Source organism: Parabacteroides chongii, assembly GCF_029581355.1.
GTDB classification, from domain to species: Bacteria; Bacteroidota; Bacteroidia; order Bacteroidales; family Tannerellaceae; genus Parabacteroides; species Parabacteroides chongii.
The window spans coordinates 2,544,263-2,562,908 of record NZ_CP120849.1 but is presented as its reverse complement, the minus strand read 5'-3'; the positions used below and the strand labels follow the sequence as shown (position 1 = coordinate 2,562,908).

The 18,646-nt window shown below is 42.3% G+C and carries 13 protein-coding genes; 2 read left to right on the top strand and 11 right to left on the bottom strand.

Annotated elements, in window-relative coordinates:
• Positions 1-12 precede the first annotated feature (12 nt).
• The 3 genes from P3L47_RS09540 to P3L47_RS09530 form a co-directional block, all read right to left on the bottom strand.
• A complete protein-coding gene (locus P3L47_RS09540) occupies positions 13-1,029 on the bottom strand; it encodes a FimB/Mfa2 family fimbrial subunit (protein WP_277783460.1) in 1,017 nt (338 codons plus the stop codon).
• Between the two features lie 107 nt (positions 1,030-1,136).
• Positions 1,137-2,792, bottom strand: coding sequence for an Mfa1 family fimbria major subunit (locus tag P3L47_RS09535; protein ID WP_277783459.1), 1,656 nt, complete (start codon positions 2,790-2,792; stop codon positions 1,137-1,139).
• Between the two features lie 113 nt (positions 2,793-2,905).
• Positions 2,906-3,472 carry a DUF3575 domain-containing protein gene (locus P3L47_RS09530; RefSeq protein WP_277783458.1) on the bottom strand — a complete coding sequence of 189 codons (567 nt, stop codon included), beginning with the start codon at positions 3,470-3,472 and terminating at the stop codon, positions 2,906-2,908.
• A gap of 633 nt (positions 3,473-4,105) precedes the next feature.
• On the opposite strand from P3L47_RS09530, the gene argS reads away from it, so the two are divergent.
• Positions 4,106-5,899: an arginine--tRNA ligase gene (gene argS / locus P3L47_RS09525; protein WP_122362781.1), complete on the top strand. Its 1,794-nt coding sequence runs from the start codon at positions 4,106-4,108 to the stop codon at positions 5,897-5,899.
• Between the two features lie 75 nt (positions 5,900-5,974).
• Here the strand turns inward: argS and topA are convergent, their stop codons facing one another.
• Positions 5,975-8,323: a type I DNA topoisomerase gene (gene topA, locus P3L47_RS09520; protein WP_122362780.1), complete on the bottom strand. Its 2,349-nt coding sequence runs from the start codon at positions 8,321-8,323 to the stop codon at positions 5,975-5,977.
• A gap of 157 nt (positions 8,324-8,480) precedes the next feature.
• Here topA and P3L47_RS09515 point away from each other — a divergent pair, with 157 nt between their 5' ends.
• Positions 8,481-8,744 (top strand): tetratricopeptide repeat protein, encoded by a 264-nt coding sequence (locus P3L47_RS09515; RefSeq protein WP_277783457.1) that lies wholly within the window; start codon positions 8,481-8,483, stop codon positions 8,742-8,744.
• Positions 8,745-8,891: 147 nt separating this feature from the next.
• Here the strand turns inward: P3L47_RS09515 and P3L47_RS09510 are convergent, their stop codons facing one another.
• The 7 genes from P3L47_RS09510 to P3L47_RS09480 form a co-directional block, all read right to left on the bottom strand.
• Positions 8,892-9,932, bottom strand: coding sequence for an alpha-L-fucosidase (locus P3L47_RS09510; protein WP_277783456.1), 1,041 nt, complete (start codon positions 9,930-9,932; stop codon positions 8,892-8,894).
• A 95-nt stretch (positions 9,933-10,027) separates the two neighbouring features.
• A complete protein-coding gene (locus P3L47_RS09505; RefSeq protein ID WP_277783455.1) occupies positions 10,028-10,630 on the bottom strand; it encodes a porin family protein in 603 nt (200 codons plus the stop codon).
• A 256-nt stretch (positions 10,631-10,886) separates the two neighbouring features.
• The gene (nagB, locus tag P3L47_RS09500; RefSeq protein WP_075556006.1) at positions 10,887-11,699 is read right to left on the bottom strand and encodes a glucosamine-6-phosphate deaminase; all 813 of its coding nucleotides are present in this window, start codon (positions 11,697-11,699) and stop codon (positions 10,887-10,889) included.
• Between the two features lie 128 nt (positions 11,700-11,827).
• Positions 11,828-13,024: an FprA family A-type flavoprotein gene (locus P3L47_RS09495; protein ID WP_277783454.1), complete on the bottom strand. Its 1,197-nt coding sequence runs from the start codon at positions 13,022-13,024 to the stop codon at positions 11,828-11,830.
• A gap of 4 nt (positions 13,025-13,028) precedes the next feature.
• Positions 13,029-13,877 (bottom strand): prolipoprotein diacylglyceryl transferase, encoded by an 849-nt coding sequence (gene lgt, locus P3L47_RS09490; RefSeq protein WP_122362775.1) that lies wholly within the window; start codon positions 13,875-13,877, stop codon positions 13,029-13,031.
• 10 nt (positions 13,878-13,887) lie between these two features.
• The gene (locus P3L47_RS09485) at positions 13,888-14,784 is read right to left on the bottom strand and encodes a diaminopimelate dehydrogenase (RefSeq protein ID WP_075556003.1); all 897 of its coding nucleotides are present in this window, start codon (positions 14,782-14,784) and stop codon (positions 13,888-13,890) included.
• 364 nt (positions 14,785-15,148) lie between these two features.
• Positions 15,149-18,625: a DUF6383 domain-containing protein gene (locus tag P3L47_RS09480; RefSeq protein ID WP_277783453.1), complete on the bottom strand. Its 3,477-nt coding sequence runs from the start codon at positions 18,623-18,625 to the stop codon at positions 15,149-15,151.
• Positions 18,626-18,646 lie beyond the last annotated feature (21 nt).

Genomic DNA, 18,646 nt, shown 5'->3' with positions numbered 1-18,646 from the left:
TTTTATTTCACATTATTCAATCTCTATATCATGAAGCCAATATATCCAGTCGGCAACCTGAAGACCGATCGACAGAAATGCATTTCCGCTTCCAGGATCTTTTTCAGTCACGCAGAAAATAAGGTTCCACTCCCCTTCACGGTCCAGATATTCCTGGAAAGGCAGGGCTGTACCGTCATGCCTGTTGATAGGCTTGGTATACAACAATAGAGTCAGTAAATTATAGCTCCATACTTCGTTTAGCGTTTTCGTATCGCGTACAACAATCTTATAATCGAGTCCTTCCCTATTCAATAACCGAAGGGTATTCAGGTGGGCAGATACAAGAATGTCACTAGTCTCTCCTTTATTGAGATAGTAAGGTGAATAAGTTACCGGATGGGTTACATCCAACGGTTCGTTCTCCCATGAATAGGTACCGCTTTCCGGTGTAACAATTTCAAAAGTATACGGAGGAATTTCAGTAGCTGGAGCCGCTCCGTTCAAACTAACCAGCATCATATTAAACCGATTGGTAATGCGCATCAGGTTCACCTGATACACTTTATGGTCGGCGTTTTCCGGGGAATAGTCTATTTCCAGGGCTTCACCTAAGTAAAGATGAGGAAATTCGAAGTTCACCTCGTCCGACCTGCGTTCCAGGGCGAACATAAATTGTTGAAGTGTTGTAACTCCCGGAACCACATCTTGTCCGAGATAATCGGAAACACGAAAATTATCGGACAACCCTCCGATAGTAAGCACCTTGTACTTCCCGTATGCAAGATCGTCTGCCAACGGCATTCTGTTTCCATCGACTAATCCGGCTGCTTCGGTACGTTTGGTGAATAATAGTTTATCATTGCTATCGAACACGAATACGTCTACCGATTTCACCTGTGGACTAAACGAGTCCGCATATTCCATATTATGATCGAATACAAATTTCAACCACAGTTCGCAACGGGGCATATCCTCAAAGATCGAGGTACACGAAGCCGGCATAAGGAATATAATAAGAATGAATAACTGTTTGATATTTCCGAACATATTTTTTGTTTATTCTTTTAGCTATGACAACCCGAAGGTTGACTACTTAAAAAATGGAAAGAACCGAGCAGGCAGTCCCCTACCCGGTTACTTTATTTGAGAGTATATTAAATTTCAAAATCTGTTTCCCAAAAAACCCATGGGCCAACTTGTATTTCGAAATCCAAATAAGCGCTATCCTGGTCGATATCTTCTCCTGGATCAGGATCATCAGGTCCATCACCCGGATACCATGGAGTACCTTTACCTCTGACTTTAGTCAAATTCAAGTTATACCAGTTATTACGTACTACGCCATACTTACCGAAAGCCATATTCGGAAGATCTGTCGTATTATCATGACGGATTTCATAAATATAATAATTAAGTCCATTTTGATACCACCAAAGACAATCCTTCAATTTAGTAAGTTCACCGCCATTTGCGATCTTATCGGTATTGAGGTGAGATGCTTCAAGATCTGCTATAGTTGTAATTTCGTTGTTTTTAGCTTTCACTATCTCCAAGAACTTGTCTGATGCGGCAATAAATAACTTTTCCGAAGGTGTAGCTGCATCCGCCTTTAAAACAGCTGCAGCATAAGCCTGCTTCAATGACGTCAGGTTATAGTTAACACCATCAAAATAGAACCAATGTTCCCCTGCAGTAAACGTATTAGTAGGAGTATATGTACCTTTAATAACCACACGTGTTGCCGCACCGAATTTTTGCATTTCCGCTGCCATTGTATTTTCTATACAATAGTCAATACCCGAATTTCCCTTCCAAAGTCCATCAGCCGGAACAGATTTAGTATCATCTGCTTTGTTCAAAATAATTCCGGTTGTATGATCTGGTGAGGAATAGTTCGGATCTTCAGTGTAAAAATTATTCGCATAAAAATCATCCGTATGAACAGCTGTTATATGACTTTTTACTGCATAAGGGAAATATTTACTATTACGATAGTCAAGCAACCAACCGCCAAAAGAAAATGTAGCCCCTTTATCTACGGGTTCTACAGTAGGATTAGTAGACTTCACGACCATCTTTGCAGCCAAACGTTCAATCTTCAGAACTGCTTTATCTTTACTTGCAGCTTGCTTGGCAGCATCATCGCTGGTAAATTCTTTATCTGGATCGCTAACTGTAGTTACAACCTTCTTCAATTTAGCGCTTACGTCAAGCAATCCATCAGCGGGCCACTCAGAACCGACTTGAGTTTCATCATAAGTACCCACATTAATCATCGTAAAGCTAGTTCCAATACCGCCAGCATCAACATCCCCCATGATTTCTTTAACAAGAATGTCGGGAGTTTGGGTATCTGCATCAAAAGGAACATCAATAACTGCATTGAAAGCATCATATGTCATACCGTCCGACAAACCATTTACCAATCTATCCTCAAATTTAGCTCCAGGATTAGCTACAACAAGTAAATATGTTGTTGCAGGGTTTACTTTAAGCGCTCCACCCGATGTACTACCTGTTATTTTGACAAAAAACTTATCAGCAGTAGAGTGCTTTATCAAAGCCTTTCCACTGTTAAATGTAAGTACATAGAATTCGTCGATCACGCTTTCTTTTGGATCTCCATCGTCTTCATCCGAAGTCCCGGCTGCAGCACGTGACCTTAGATCAGGATATGTCACACTTAACGACATATAAGCCGTTCCCGAAGGATCCGTACCTGGATCAGGCCCTTCGCCTTCAACGTTGTCTGAACAACTTGCCATTGTGGCTATAGCCAGTAATACGGCAAAAATAGATTTGATTCTCATTCTGAATAAATTTAAATTATACTTGTTAGATAAATTCTGATAATAACTATGATAATAAAGAAGTTTAGCATCAACTATATTCGGAATATCTCTTATATTGCGTAATTGAAAAGTCATTTAAAAAAGTAAACAACCGAAAGTGCAAGTTTCGTCACACCGAAATAATCTCTGTCTTTTTGAATTTTGTCGCCACATGTTGTACATGGATATTTATCCTGGTTCAGATGAGCCCAACCGACCCCTACCACCGCTTCCATGCTCCAACGGTTACTCAACAACCATTGATAACCATACGAAAGTCCGGCTCCGTAAAGGGTTCCCTGATAACGGCTCTTTTCCATATTGTCACTCAGGAATTTTATTCCACCTACATTGTAATCTCCGTAGTGTCCGTGAATTCCCAGAAAATGTCCCACGAATTTCTCACAAGTCCAATACCGTAATTCAGGTTGTACCAGCCAATGACGCAGACGCATAGCGTCACTATCATCTCCAAACTTCCAAGGATTATAGTTTGCGGAAACGTCCAACGTCCATTTTTTGCTCAAGCCCAATTCAACTCCCAGATTCATGGAAGTAGTCAAATCATAGAGCAAGTTAGACTTTACAGCCACTTTTTGGCTGAATGCACTTGTCACCGTAAATACCAGGAAAATGAAAAGTAAAAAAACAGTCCTCATACAATTCCTGTTAATGAGCCATTTTTTAAACTTCGTATCTCCATGTCTGACGTATTAAGCCCAGTTGTTACTATTAAAATATAAACCATCCGATTCTCAATTAAATAATTCATAATATTTACTGTCCTTGTAATTTTCATAACCTCTTGTAATCCCAAATGAAGTTATGTTATAATCCTAGTGCTGTCAGGCTCATACTCTACGAAATCAACCGAATCTAAATTTATATCCCATCATTTACAACCAAATCCGAATTTGGCGTAACTTAAAGTTTATAATTTATCCCAAAAACACTCCTTTTATAATATACAAAGATCGCTAAAGTCAAATAAATCATCACGCTATAACCGTTTCTGATATCATGCACACACCACACGGCAAACTACCCATTTCACAACACTATTTCCGCTATTTTGCATTTTTCGCAACTTTTCCTCTGTTTCCACCTTTTATACATACTAACCAAACATAAAAAAGAAATTTGTCTATAAAAACCACAAATGAGCCCCTACAAAAAAGAATATGGTAAAGACCACGCTAACTGTTAATTCAAAATACCTATACGCAGGTTTTTAGAAAATAATCATGTACCTTTGCGTCCAAAATAAAATCAGAATATATAGAAGTAAGAATATGGTTATTGAACAGCAGATCACCGGTGCGATCATTGCCGGAATAAAAGAACTGTACGGTACCGACATCACGGAAGCCCAGATACAGTTACAGAAGACAAAAAAAGAGTTTAAAGGACATCTTACCCTGGTTGTATTCCCCTTCCTTCGTGCATCGAAGAAGTCACCGGAACAGACCGCTCAGGAAATCGGCGAGTATTTGCTGAAAAACGAACCGGCTGTATCTGAGTTCAACGTGATCAAAGGTTTTCTGAACTTGACAGTTGCCGGTCCTTGCTGGATCGACCTGCTGAATACGGTCCATGCACAGCCCTCCTACGGGATCATTCCTGTGACGGAACAGTCTCCTCTGGTGATGATCGAATATTCTTCGCCTAACACGAACAAGCCCCTTCACCTGGGACATGTACGCAACAACCTCCTTGGCTACAGCTTGTCGGAGATCATGAAAGCGAACGGAAACAAAGTCGTTAAAACGAACATCGTAAATGACCGCGGTATCCACATCTGTAAATCCATGCTAGCCTGGCAGAAATGGGGTGACGGCGTTACTCCTGAGTCTTCCGGCAAAAAAGGCGACCACCTGATCGGTGATTTCTACGTATTATTCGATAAACATTATAAACAGGAGCTGAAAGAGCTGGAGACCAAAGGTCTGACCAAAGAAGAAGCAGAAGCTCAATCCACCCTGATGGCAGAAGCCCGCGAGATGCTTCGCAAATGGGAAGCAGGCGACGCTGAAGTCCGCGCTTTATGGGAAAAGATGAACAGCTGGGTATACGCCGGTTTTGATGAAACTTATAAAATGATGGGCGTAGACTTCGACAAGATCTATTACGAATCACAAACCTACCTGGAAGGTAAAGGCAAAGTAATGGAAGGCCTCGAAAAAGGTATCTTCTACCGCCGTGAAGACGGTTCTGTTTGGGCAGACCTGACCAAAGACGGACTGGATGAAAAACTGTTGCTCCGTGCTGACGGTACTTCCGTATATATGACACAGGATATCGGTACAGCCAAACTGCGCTTCGACGACTATCCTATCAACAAAATGATCTATGTAGTAGGAAACGAACAGAACTATCATTTCCAGGTACTGTCTATCCTTCTCGATAAGCTGGGCTTCGAATTTGGAAAAGGGCTGGTACATTTCTCTTACGGAATGGTAGAACTTCCGGAAGGTAAAATGAAGAGCCGCGAAGGCACCGTTGTCGATGCAGACGACCTGATGGAAGAGATGATCGGCACGGCACACGAAATATCACAAGAACTGGGTAAACTGGACGAAATGACTCCTGAAGAGGCTGCCAATATTTCCCGTATCGTAGGACTGGGCTCCCTGAAATATTTCATCCTGAAAGTCGATCCGCGTAAGAATATGACCTTCAATCCGAAAGAATCTATCGACTTCAACGGTAATACCGGCCCGTTTATTCAGTACACATATGCCCGAATCCGTTCCGTTTTGCGAAAGGCTGCCGAGCAGGGAATTGTGCTTCCCGAACAAGTGCCCGCCAATACACTTATCTCGGAGAAAGAGGAAGGTCTGATCCAAATGATCGCAGACTACGCTGTAACGGTGAAAGAAGCAGGCAAGGAATACAGCCCCGCTTACATTGCGAACTACGTCTACGACCTGGTAAAAGAATACAACCAGTTCTATCACGACTTCTCCATCCTGCGCGAAGAGAATGCGGAAATCAAACAGTTCCGCCTCGTATTATCAGCCAACGTAGCCAAGATAGTCAAATCGGGCATGTCATTGCTGGGCATCGAAGTTCCGGAAAGAATGTAATTCCCCTATACATTATAATACAAAAAAACTCCTGCTGAATGATCAACAGGAGTTTTTTTATGAGCTATTCTCTGATTATGCTTTCTTCTTTGTAGTACGCTTTTTAGGAGCAGCGGGCTTCTCTGCCGCTTCAGTTATAATCTTCATACATTCTTCAAAAGTCAACTTTTCCGGATTCGTAACCGTCTTCGGTATCCGGTAATTTGCTTTCTTATAGGTAATATAAGGACCATATCGACCATTCAGAATCTCCAGTTCAGGATCTTCCTCAAACTTCTTCAGGAAGCGCTGTTCGTCTTTCTTACGCTTTTCATCGATCAGCGCAATCGCCTCCTCTGCCGTAATAGACAGCGGATTCATATCTTTCGGGATTGAAACGAACTTTCCGTCATGGCGGATAAACGGTCCGAAGCGACCTACAGCCGCAACCATTTCCTTGCCTTCATATTCACCGATCGTACGGGGCAGATCAAATAACTTCAGGGCTTCTTCAAGCGTGATCGTTTCGATGGACTGTCCTTTCATCAACGTAGCGAACTGAGGTTTAGGAGCCTCCTTGTCATCCGGATGGGCTTGGCCAATCTGTACGACCGGACCGTAGCGGCCTATCTTTACGAATACGGGATTTCCGCTTTTCGGATCAATACCCAACTGACGTTCACCTACCTTATGTTCAGTCTTCAACGCAGCCGTTTCCTCTACGATCGGATGGAACAGCTTATAGAACTTATCGATTGCCGCCGTCCAGACCATTTCTCCTTCAGCAACGGCATCGAACTCTTTTTCCACACTGGCTGTAAAATTATAATCCAATACGTCCGGAAAATAAGTCATCAAAAAGTCATTTACCACCGTTCCTATGTCGGTCGGCATCAACTTATTACGGTCGGCCCCTACAATTTCTTTCTTATCGGCTTCCTTGATCTTGTCCTTTGCCAGTGTAATGACACAGTAAGAACGTTCCACGCCTTCTTTATCTCCTTTCACGACATATTCACGATTCTGAATAGTCTGAATAGTAGGAGCATAGGTAGAAGGACGACCGATTCCCAGTTCTTCCAGACGACGAACGAGGCTGGCTTCCGTATAACGCGGCGGACGCTGCGTAAAACGTTCCGTGGCTACGATATCATTCAGCGACAGTACTTCATGCAGCTGTACCGGCGGTAACAAGCCGTTTTCCTGCTCTTTCTCATTCTCGTCATCGAAGCTCTCGCGGTATACCTGAAGGAAACCGTCGAATGTGATCACTTCACCTACGGCTACGAATTTCTCTTTCTTATTATTGATGCAGACGGAGATCGTCGTACGTTCCAGTTCGGCATCGGCCATCTGCGACGCGATCGTCCGTTTACGGATCAGTTCATATAATTTCTTTTCCTGCGCCGATCCGCTGATCTCCGTATTACTGATATAGGTAGGACGGATGGCTTCGTGCGCTTCCTGTGCACCCTTGCTCTTTGTGTGATACTGGCGGAATTTATAATATTTTTCACCGTATGTCTCCAGGATAGCCTCTTTGGAGGTTCCTAAAGCCAGGTCACTCAAGTTCACTGAGTCGGTACGCATATACGTGATCAACCCCGATTCGTACAGACGCTGTGCGATCATCATGGTCTGCGATACGGAATACCCCAGCTTACGTGCAGCTTCCTGCTGTAAAGTGGAAGTAGTGAAAGGAGGTGCAGGTGATTTCTTTACCGGTTTCTTCGTGATCTCATCGATGCTGAAAGAGGCTGCTTTGCATGATTCCAAAAACTCCATGACCTCTTTCTTATCCTTCAGACGCTTGTTCAGTTCAGCTTTCAGGATCGTTGTTCCGTCGGGAAGCGTAAAATTGGCAATGATGCGGAAAGCGGCTTCCGATACGAACTCATTGATCTCACGCTCACGTTCCACAATCAGACGGACAGCCACAGACTGTACACGCCCGGCAGACAAAGCCGGCTTCACTTTCCGCCACAGGATGGGAGAAAGTTCGAAACCTACGATACGGTCCAATACACGACGTGCCTGCTGTGCATTCACCAAATTGATATTGATATCACGCGGTGTTTCGATAGCATGCAAAATTGCATTCTTGGTAATTTCATGGAAAACAATACGTTTCGTATTTTCCGGCTTCAATCCCAAAACTTCGTACAGATGCCAGGATATAGCTTCTCCTTCGCGGTCCTCATCGGATGCGAGCCATACCTGTTCGGCTGTCTTAGCTTCGGATTTCAATTCGGATACCAGCTTCTTCTTATCGGCCGGAATCACGTACTGCGGAGCATAATCGTGCTCGACATCAATACTAAAATCTTTTGTCTTCAAATCGCGGATGTGCCCGTAACTCGACATAACCTTAAAATCTTTCCCGAGGAACTTTTCGATGGTTTTTGCCTTGGCGGGTGACTCCACTATTACCAGATTCTTTTGCATAATCACTTTTCACTTTTTAGAAATCGAGTGCAAACTTACATAAATAATTAACGTAACCGTACATCAGTAACAAAAAAACAGTTTTTTAAACCGTGATTATTATGTATGTAACCACTTCAGAATTATCTTTGTCCACAAAATATCACATTATTTCGACATGGAAACAATCAGACAACTTATCAACGATAATAAAACAGATGAAGCCTTGCGTTTGTTGGATGAATACATTAAAAAAAACGAGACAGACGATGAAGCGTACTACCTGCGGGGAAATGCATACCGTAAAATCGGAGACATCCGCCAGGCACTGAACAACTACCTGACTGCTATGGAACTAAATCCCGACAGTCCGGCACAAACGGCTTACAATGCCCAAATCAAAATATTAGATTTCTATAATAAAGATATGTACAATCATTAACAATTTTGCCCAAATATAGGAGTTCTTTTCATGAAAGTCGTTACTACATCTACTCAGGACCCTCATTTTACTCTGTTTTACACCCGGATGTGAACGATGCGAAGACCCGGGTGTAAAGGATGCCGAGACCCGGGTCTCAAGAAATTATCAGTGAATCTTTTCCCTCAGCTCTTTCAATACCTGGATATCTTTTGCCCGTATTTTACCGCTTCGATCAGGCGGACAATTCAGGATCAGGATATTATCATTCTTTGTACACTGACAGTACAGTTTTGCCAACTCATCAACCGGTTTATACTTTTTGTCGGTCGTATTATAAAACCAACGTTCGCTGATACAGATGGTAGATTCCCAAGGCATATAATATTCTTTACCGTCGTGAGTAAAAACTTTCGGATCATTATCGGCGGGCAGATACGGATCTCCCAAACGGAAATCACTCGGGAAATAACGGATCGGATAACCTTCTTTCTGATTTTCCGGCAATACAGGATGTGCATCCGGATTTTCCGGCAAACCGATTGTCCAGTTTATACCGATCTGACAATCCGGCTGTCTCGATTTGATCGTCTGGTAAATATCTTTCACCGGCCAACGATAATTTTCTTTCTCCCAGCCACCGTCAAACCAAAACTCCACAATATTCGTATAGGGTTCTACAATATCGATCAACTCATTCAACTGACGAAGCATATATTCATTATAGGCAGCATCTTTGGAGGGATCTTTCACATCTGTATTCACCTTGCGGTCCCATAAAGAATAGTACAGTCCCAGACCGATATCATATTTCTTACAGGATTTCGCTATCGCTTCAATTACATTAGTGGGATTGCCCGAACTCGCTACATCATATTCTGTATATTTACTGTCCCAAAGGCAGAAACCCTCATGATGCTTTGCAGTAAGAATAACGTATTTCATTCCGGCATCTTTTGCCGCTTTAATCCATTGGTCCGTATCGACAGCCGTCGGTCGATAAGAGGAAGCGGGTTTAGAACCGTCTGTCCACTCCTGGTCCTGAAACGTATTCAGTCCGAAATGGATAAACATTCCATACTTACGGGCTATTTGCTTTTGCTGTGCCGGGCTAGGTTGATTGGAAGGGACCGGCAATATCTGTTCCTGCCCACGCACAAAAGGCATAGCCAGGAACAGAAATAAGAATTTAATTAGTATCTTTTTCATGGTAATAGAAATTTATACCACAAAAATATCGTTCTTTCTCTATCGGATATAGTCAGAATTCGTTCTATAGTTTGCAGAATCCGATATTATAACAATCAGAAGCGCCAACCTATATTAAACTGGAGAACGCCGTTACGGCATTTTTCATCGATCTGACCGACACCAGGAAGAGCTGAAAATTTTTCATTATCAATTGCATTTGTCAAACCTATATTATAATTCAAAGAAAACATCAACCCCATAGGTGATTGATATCCAGCACCTAATACGATTGCAAAATCAACAGATTTAAATAAATCACTACCTTCGCTTGTAGATACAGACGTTCCTGACTGAGATACTTTCATTTTTGAAGAGACTTTAAATCCTAACTGTGGTCCAGCAAATAGATTAAAACCTTCATACACATAACCCTTCAATAAAACAGGTATGTTCAAATAATCATTCTTAATCTTCATACTCATACCACTTTCTTTATCTTTTGTCCCTTGCATTGAATAAAAAAGTCCAGGTTCAATAGCAAAATTACTGGTAAGCATCACTTCTCCAGCCACTCCTATATTTAATCCAGGTTTCATACTTCCATCTGTATTTGTCATATTGGCAAAATTCAAACCGATCTTCGGTATAAAATGGAATTCCTGCGCACTCACCTTAAAGGTAACGAAAAGCAACAATAATAAAGCGATCTTTTTCATACAATAAATTTTTAGATATTAAACACATATATTCAAGACAAATAAAAACATCCATTGTCACACTTAAATAATACCGGCCAAATATAAGTATTATATCAATCCTATACAACCTTGATCCATCTATTAAAGCAGAGCAAATGAATACAGTATAAACGCATTCGAATTAAAACTATTGCAGAAAAGATACAAATTAACGCATACAAAAAAAGCCATACCTTTTTGGGGTATAGCTTTTTCTTTTCATTTTATGTTGATATTACTTCAACAAGCTGCAAGGACAAAGATTATCTTTTTCGATATCTTTGAAGTAGTTGTATGTACCGACTTTGATTTCAGCGCAAGCCGCTTCGTCAGCTACGATAATACCTTTCGGGTGCATCTGCAAAGCAGTGATTGTCCACATCTGGTTGATAGAACCTTCAACAGCCTGCTGCAAAGCGCGAGCCTTGTTATGGCCGTTTACCATGATCAATACTTCTTTAGCATCCAGTACAGTACCTACACCAACCGTTACAGAAGTCTTCGGAACCTTGTTTACATCGTTATCGAAGAAACGAGAGTTAGCGATGATCGTGTCGGTAGTCAGAGACTTTACACGAGTACGTGAAGACAAAGAAGAACCCGGTTCGTTGAATGCGATATGACCGTCAGGACCGATACCACCCAGGAACAGGTCTACACCACCTACCGCTTTCATCTTAGCTTCGTAAGCAGCACATTCGGCTTCCAGGTCAGGAGCGTTACCGTTCAGGATATTTACATTCTCCGGCTTGATGTCTACATGGCTGAAGAAGTTGTTCCACATGAACGAATGATAACTTTCCGGATGATCTTTCGGCAATCCTACATATTCATCCATGTTGAAAGTGATGATATTCTGGAAGGAGATAACACCCTGCTTGTTCAATTCGATCAAGTTCTTGTACATACCCAGAGGAGACGATCCGGTAGGCAATCCCAAAACAAAAGGTTTTTCAGCTGTCGGATTAGCTTTCTTAATCTTTGCAGCTACATAATTAGCAGCCCATTTCGAGAGTTGCTCGTAATCTGGTTCAATAATTAGTCTCATAACGTTTGTGTTTTTTCAGTTGACAGTTGACAGTTGACAAGTGACAGATATAGTCACCCTCTTCCGCAAACCGGAACTGATTAGGTTATTAATAGTTTTTTTAGATCTGCTCTTTTAACTGTCAACTGTCACTTGTCAACTGTCAACTCTTTCGCCATCGCTTCACCCAAAGCCCAGCATTCTTCATACTTATCGACTTTCAGGCCCTGTTTTTGTTCAACAGGCGTACCAACGGTTTCCCATTTCATCTTTTCACCGAAAGCTGTCAGGCGTTTTACCGCAGCACCTGCCCAGGTAAATGAACCGAAGTAACCATACAGGCGGTTTTTCACCTCACGCATTTCGATCTTGCTCAGAATAGCTTCCACTTCCGGGAACAAACTGTTCGAATAAGTCGGACTGCCGATGATGATACCTTTATATTTAAATACATCTTTCAATATATAGGATGCAGGACTCTTGCTGACATTATGCAACACAATGTTCTTCACGCCATGTGCCGACAACGATGATGCGATCGCTTCCGCCATCTGTTCCGTATTGCCGTACATACTTCCATAGATAACGACAACACCGTCTTCTCCTTCATACCGGCTCAAACGATCATATATTTCAATCGCCTTCTTTGCATATTTACGCCATACAGGGCCATGAGTCGAACAGATCGTTTCGATACCCAATACAGAAAGTTTCTGTAAAGCACGCTGCACCGGATTTCCATATTTACCGACAATATTGGAATAATAACGGATCATTTCTTCCCAATAATGATCTACATTCATTTCTTCATCGATCACACCGCCATCCAGCGTTCCGTATGTACCGAAAGCATCAGCTGAGAATAACAGTTTATCTGTCGAATCGTAAGTCACCATCACTTCCGGCCAGTGCACCATCGGAGCCATGTAGAAAGAAAGCTGATGACGACCGATATTCAGCGTATCCCCTTCTTTTACTTCGTGAAGCCCGGTCGTAATCCCATGATATCCGTCCAACATACCGAATGTCTGCTTGTTTCCGATGATCTTCACATCCGGATATTGCTGGCGCAGCAGACGAATACTTCCGGCATGATCGGGTTCCATATGGTTCACGACCAGATAGTCGAGCGTACGTCCGTCCAGTGCATCCGCTATTTTTTTCAAAAAGATATCAGAGTAGCAAACATCCACCGTATCCACCAATACAGTCTTTTCGTCTACAATCAAATATGAATTGTAAGAAACACCATACGGAAGCGGCCACATATTTTCGAAGAGGGCCTTCTGACGGTCGTTAACTCCTACATAATAAACCTTATCTGCTATTTCTTTTAACTTATACATTTCTTTAATTTCGTCTTTTTAATTCTTCGTAATTGTTCGGCTTTCTCGTCAGTGCTCTCCAAACGAACCAGCAACCGGCCAAAACAAACGGAATACTGAGCCACTGCCCCATATTCAGCATCATATTATCTTCAAATGCCTCCTGGTTGTTCTTCAAAAATTCGATGAAGATACGCGATCCGAACACAATGATCATGAAGACTCCGAAAATAAGTCCTTCGCGTTTCCAGGCTTGCTTTTTGAAATACATCCACATACATATCCCGAAAGTAGCCAGATAAAACAGCGCCTCATATAGCTGTGTCGGATGGCTGGGTACCGTAAAGATCGGCTCCGCCCCCATTTTCCAGGCATGTAAGTTCTCGATAAAACGGAATCCCCACGGCAAATCGGTCGGGTGTCCGTATATTTCATGATTCATAAGGTTACCCAGGCGGATCATAGCCGCAACCAGTCCCGTCGGAACCACCAGTTTGTCGAATGTCCACAGCATACTTTTATGTGAGACACGTCTGGAATAGAAGTAAATGGCAATCACAATACCTAGCGTACCTCCATGACTTGCCAGTCCTCCTTCCCAAACCTTGAATATCTCTATCGGATTAGCCAGATAATATCCGGGATCATAAAACAGGCAGTGTCCTAAACGGGCGCCGACCACAGTTCCTACCATGGTATAAATAAGCAGGGAGTCGATCCATGCAGGAGGAAGTTTCTCATTTTTCCACATTCGGCTCACGATGGTATAACCAATCCAAAAGCCGATAGCAAAAGCAAGTCCGTACCAGCGTATTTCGCGTGAACCTATGGAAAAGATGGCGGGGTCAGCCGTCCAGGTAATAAAGTCGAGCATATTTTTTGTCTTAAACTAGTCGTCTGATCAAGTCTTCTCTTTCACCGCAGATCATATCGATCACCGGCAGTTCGATCATAGTGTAAGCACCCGGCTGCTGTTTGAAACTTGCACGGGCAACAGCTACCAGGATCTGGGCCGTAAGAGCCGGGTTATTGATCTTCATATCGAATTCAACCAACTGGTTCTGCGTCTTGCCCGATACACCTTTGCGAACCAGGTTCACACCGTGTCCCATATCCAACAGGTTGTCTACACATTCCACCTGCATTACGTGTGTTTCATCATGTGCAAAATAATCGTCAGCTTTGATAGCAGCAGCCACCTGCTTGAAATCGTAACCGTCTTTCACTTCGATATAAACCATACGGCGATGAACGCCTGTACCCATCGGGATCGTCATCGACAAAGCAGCTTTTACACCTTCGATCGCTTTTACGGCAACCGTATGTCCCATACTCATACCCGGGCCGAAGTTTGTATAAGTAATTCCTTTCGGAACCATTGCTTCCAATAAAGCGCGAACAACAGAGTCGCTACCCGGATCCCATCCGGCAGAAATAACGGCAACCGTATTATGTGCTTTGGCTACAGCATCCAACGAACGGCGCAGGTCTACGATACCTCCGTGGATATCAAAGCTATCTACCGTATTGATGCCTAATGAAAGAATTTCTTTTGCGTATGTCTCTACGCTACGGGTAGGAGTTGCAAGAACAGCAACGTCTACTTTATCTAACTTAGTGATACTGTCAGTCACAGTATAAGCTTTCAGTTCGTCCGGTACGTCATTCGGATTACGACGTACAACACCTGCTACTTCAAAATCGGGAGCAGCTTCCAGGGCCTCTAACACATACTTTCCAATGTTGCCATATCCAACGATGGCGGCTCTAATTTTCTTCATACTTTAGTTTTTACTTTTCAACCAACCGCAAAGTTAATTATTTATGGCGAAAATCTCGTGGAAGCATATAAAGAATTTAAACAATAAAAACCACTCTTAATAGTTATTTCTCCACATTACAACGAAAAGCATGAGCGACAAAAATACCCCAAACTAAACGAAACCCTGGAAGAACGAATCCTCCAGGGTTTGTTTTTACCTGCCGTCACCCTTCACAGGGGTCAGAACAGAAGAACTTTATTTCATTACTTTAGTATTAATACTGATCGCTTGTTCGCCCTCGCGGGGTAATTACCATGGGGCGGTTCACGAACCGCCCCTACAATACGCGGTCAATTTAAATTTATTGATTATAAATAGTTACTTATTTTACAATTGCTTTAACAGCGGCTTCACCTTCTACGGCTACTACAACGATACCTGCAGGAGCAGAGATTGTAGCATTGTCAGAAGAAATAACCGTGTTAGCCACTGTCTGACCAAGTACGTTAGTAATTACTACGTTCTTGCCGGCTGCACCCTTCACTGTCACGTTACCGTTGCCTGCTATTACTGATACTTCAGTTGCAGTGATTTCGTCGTTAGCTGTCGGATTGCGGTCTACTCTTTCAGAGATTACAAATTCGTCACCGTTTTCGAAACCTTCAGTTACAACTACTGTACCGTTGATCCATCTCAGGTAACCTTCGTTAGAGATAATCTCTGTATTCTCTGCTCTATCTTCATAGAATTCTTCTGCTTCTTCAGCTGTATCAAAACCACCTTCGAATGCCTTCCACTGAGTCTGGATCTTGAATGTCTTCTTGTCAGCATCAGTGTAACGGAATGCGAACTTAGCTACATTGAAGTCCGGAGTATCCATATCGATCTTGATCGTATCACCGTCTTCTTTTACGATGTTCAGCACATTGTCAGCCAATGTGTGGAAACCTGTTACGAATGCCAACTTAGTTTCAAATTCACCGGCTTCGTTTTCGTTGATATACCAATTGTTGTGGATATTATCGTACAGGTTAGCTGTGTCTACCAGGTTGATCAGGAAGTCGCCATACACTGTATCGATATCACCTTTCTTCTTATCGTGACCCGGAACGCCGCAATCTTCAATATGGTAACCGTAAGAATGTCTTACAGCCAACAGATACTGGTAGCAAGTGTTAGGTTCTTCTTCTGTACCACGATAAACATAAGCTGTGTCAACAAACAGAGCCGGGTTGATGTTCTTGAACTGATTTACGTTGTCGATATTCAGGAAACTCATTGTATCGCCTTCAGCTACAACAGACTTAGCATCGAATTTTTCATACAATACCTGAGATGCATTTTCCTTACGAGCCAAAGTGATTGTATCGCCCCACATGCCTTCACTTACCAGGTGGTATTCAGGAGATTCAGCCTTTTCTACAACCATCAGAGAGTTTTCATCTTCTGCATAAATAGACATCTGACGCAAAGCACCTTTCGTTTCGCTGTTGGCAACTTTTACTTTAACATAACCCAGATAATCCTTATCTTTAGAAGACAAATCAGAACCTTCATTTTGATTTATAATTTCAACGAAGTTGTAAGCATTACCGTCGGCTTTCATCTTCAGAGCGAAGCGAGCTGCATCATTCGGTTTGTCTTTATTATCGTCGGCACAAACATAATAATTAGCATTCTTTGTATTGTCGAATTCTACAAATTCGTGGTTGTCTACCTTCTGGAATGTGTACGGAAGGATAGCCAAACGGCTGTCTGTTGTACCATCGGCTGTTACACCGTCAGCTTTCAGTTTCAGCAAAGAAGTTGTTACGAATACTGTATCGACTACTTCTTTGTCTTTACCATCCACTTTTACAGTTCTTGTTGCAAAACGCAGATTCCACTTATCTCCTTCACCTTCAACAGCGGTTACACCGATTTGGTGGCTGCTTTTATGGTTCTCTTTGAAGTAGGCGTTGTGGTTACCATCGATTGCGTGGTATTGACCCAGCAAGAAATTGTTGTTTCTTACTTCACTTTCGCTATACTGTTTGAAACCGTCAAATTCTGTTACCTTGTCGGCTGCAGCCAGTTTAACGATATCGGAACCAATAATAATTTGAGCAACTTCCGGATCAGATACGGTCATTGTATATGTACCGTCTTCATTGTCGCGGAACTGAACGCCTTCAATCGTTTCGCTTGTTTCACGGTTCTGCAATGTTACAGTCTGGGTTGCAGGATTGTAAGCTATAACACCCCACTGAGCTTCAGGAGCATAAGCGTATACTTCGCTTGCAGGGATATAGTCTGCTACAGATACAATTTCAGTTCTACCAAGTGCTACAGTAACTTCAGCTTCACCACGTTTTGTAGCCAAAACGCCACCGATCTTATAACGTTCATTAGTTGCAGTTACATTTTTCTTGCCTGCGAAAGAGATTCTCCAGAACTTGCCTGCCAAATCCTTCACAGGAACGATATTGTCGGCTTCCAGGGTGATATATGGCAATTTTTCGTCTCCTACCAGACCGCTAGTTGTTGTCAAGCAGATGGTTTCGCCTAAAGATTGGATAAACAAGTCGCCATAAGCTGAGCCACCAGTAGCAACTTTGTAAACAGAAATCTTTGTAATCTTTTTAGCATTTTCACCTACTACATAAGAGAACTCGAAATAAGAGTTATATTTCTTACCAGCTTTATCTGCATCCTTCACTGCGACGAATTTTGCACCTCGCTTATTAGCACCAACATTACCAGTACCCCATGTATCTTCTTCGTCGAGCACGATATAATTGCCTGCTTCATTCATCAAACGGAATCTGGCAGTCTTAGAAGTTCCTTCTAATTTATCACCATTTGCATCTACAGCAGTCAACTTGCCGGCAAATACATCTGTACCATCGATAACGCTAGTATCATCCTTACCTTTCTTGATAGTTACGTTGAAACCATCGTACAGGATTGCATTCAACTCTTCACCTGTTTTAGCGACAGTTACTGATTGGTAAAGGCCAAAGAGGTCTTTAGCATTGTTACCACTAGCAGCTTTCAAAGCAGCAGAATTGAAGCTAACTCCATTCGCAGAAGTAGCCTCTACATCATAGTCAAAAGACTTACCAGCCTTATTTGTAAAGGTATAAGTAGTTTTGTTTGCTGCAGTTCTTACCGATACTTTCCACAGATAATCTTCATAAGCCTCTGCATCTTGTGTTGCAATAGGTACATTTACAAACTGAGGACCTTTTGCTGCATCATACTTAAGAATTGCAGATGCTGTAGTAGCTTTCTCATCACCTGTACCTACAAAGTAGTAATCGCTACCTATTGATTTGATTAGGGAACTTTCATCTAATTTACTAGGAGCGGTGAGAGAAGTAAATGTTAATGCAGGATGTGTAGCTGATGCAACAGCTATTTTGTCCTCTGAATCAATAACAGACAAATAAAAATCTTTTGCTGCATTCTCACTGTAAGTCTTAGCCAATTTGGCCTTCTTTTCTACAGCATCATAATAAAAAGCATAAGCATCCTCTTTCTTATCTTTCAGATCTAAGTACCAAGCAGAGCCTGCACCTAAATATTTACCTTCAGCATTCTTCAAATAGAAAGCGTCATCAACGCCATCAATTGAAGCTGTTTCCAATGTCCATTCATTGCCAAATTCTGTTAATGCAGCTTCATCATCGTGATCGATTGTCATATCTGCAGACAATAAACCTGTTACTTTACCATCTGAAGTACTCACAGAAACACCGATAACGTAAGACTTCCCGACAACCGGACCATCCGTTGGCACAATCAGTTCCGCATTCGCTGTCATCCAAGCCCCGGCCAGCAGAAGACTGGCCACAAGTGTAGAAAACTTTTTGTTCATAATCTTAAAATTAATTGTTTA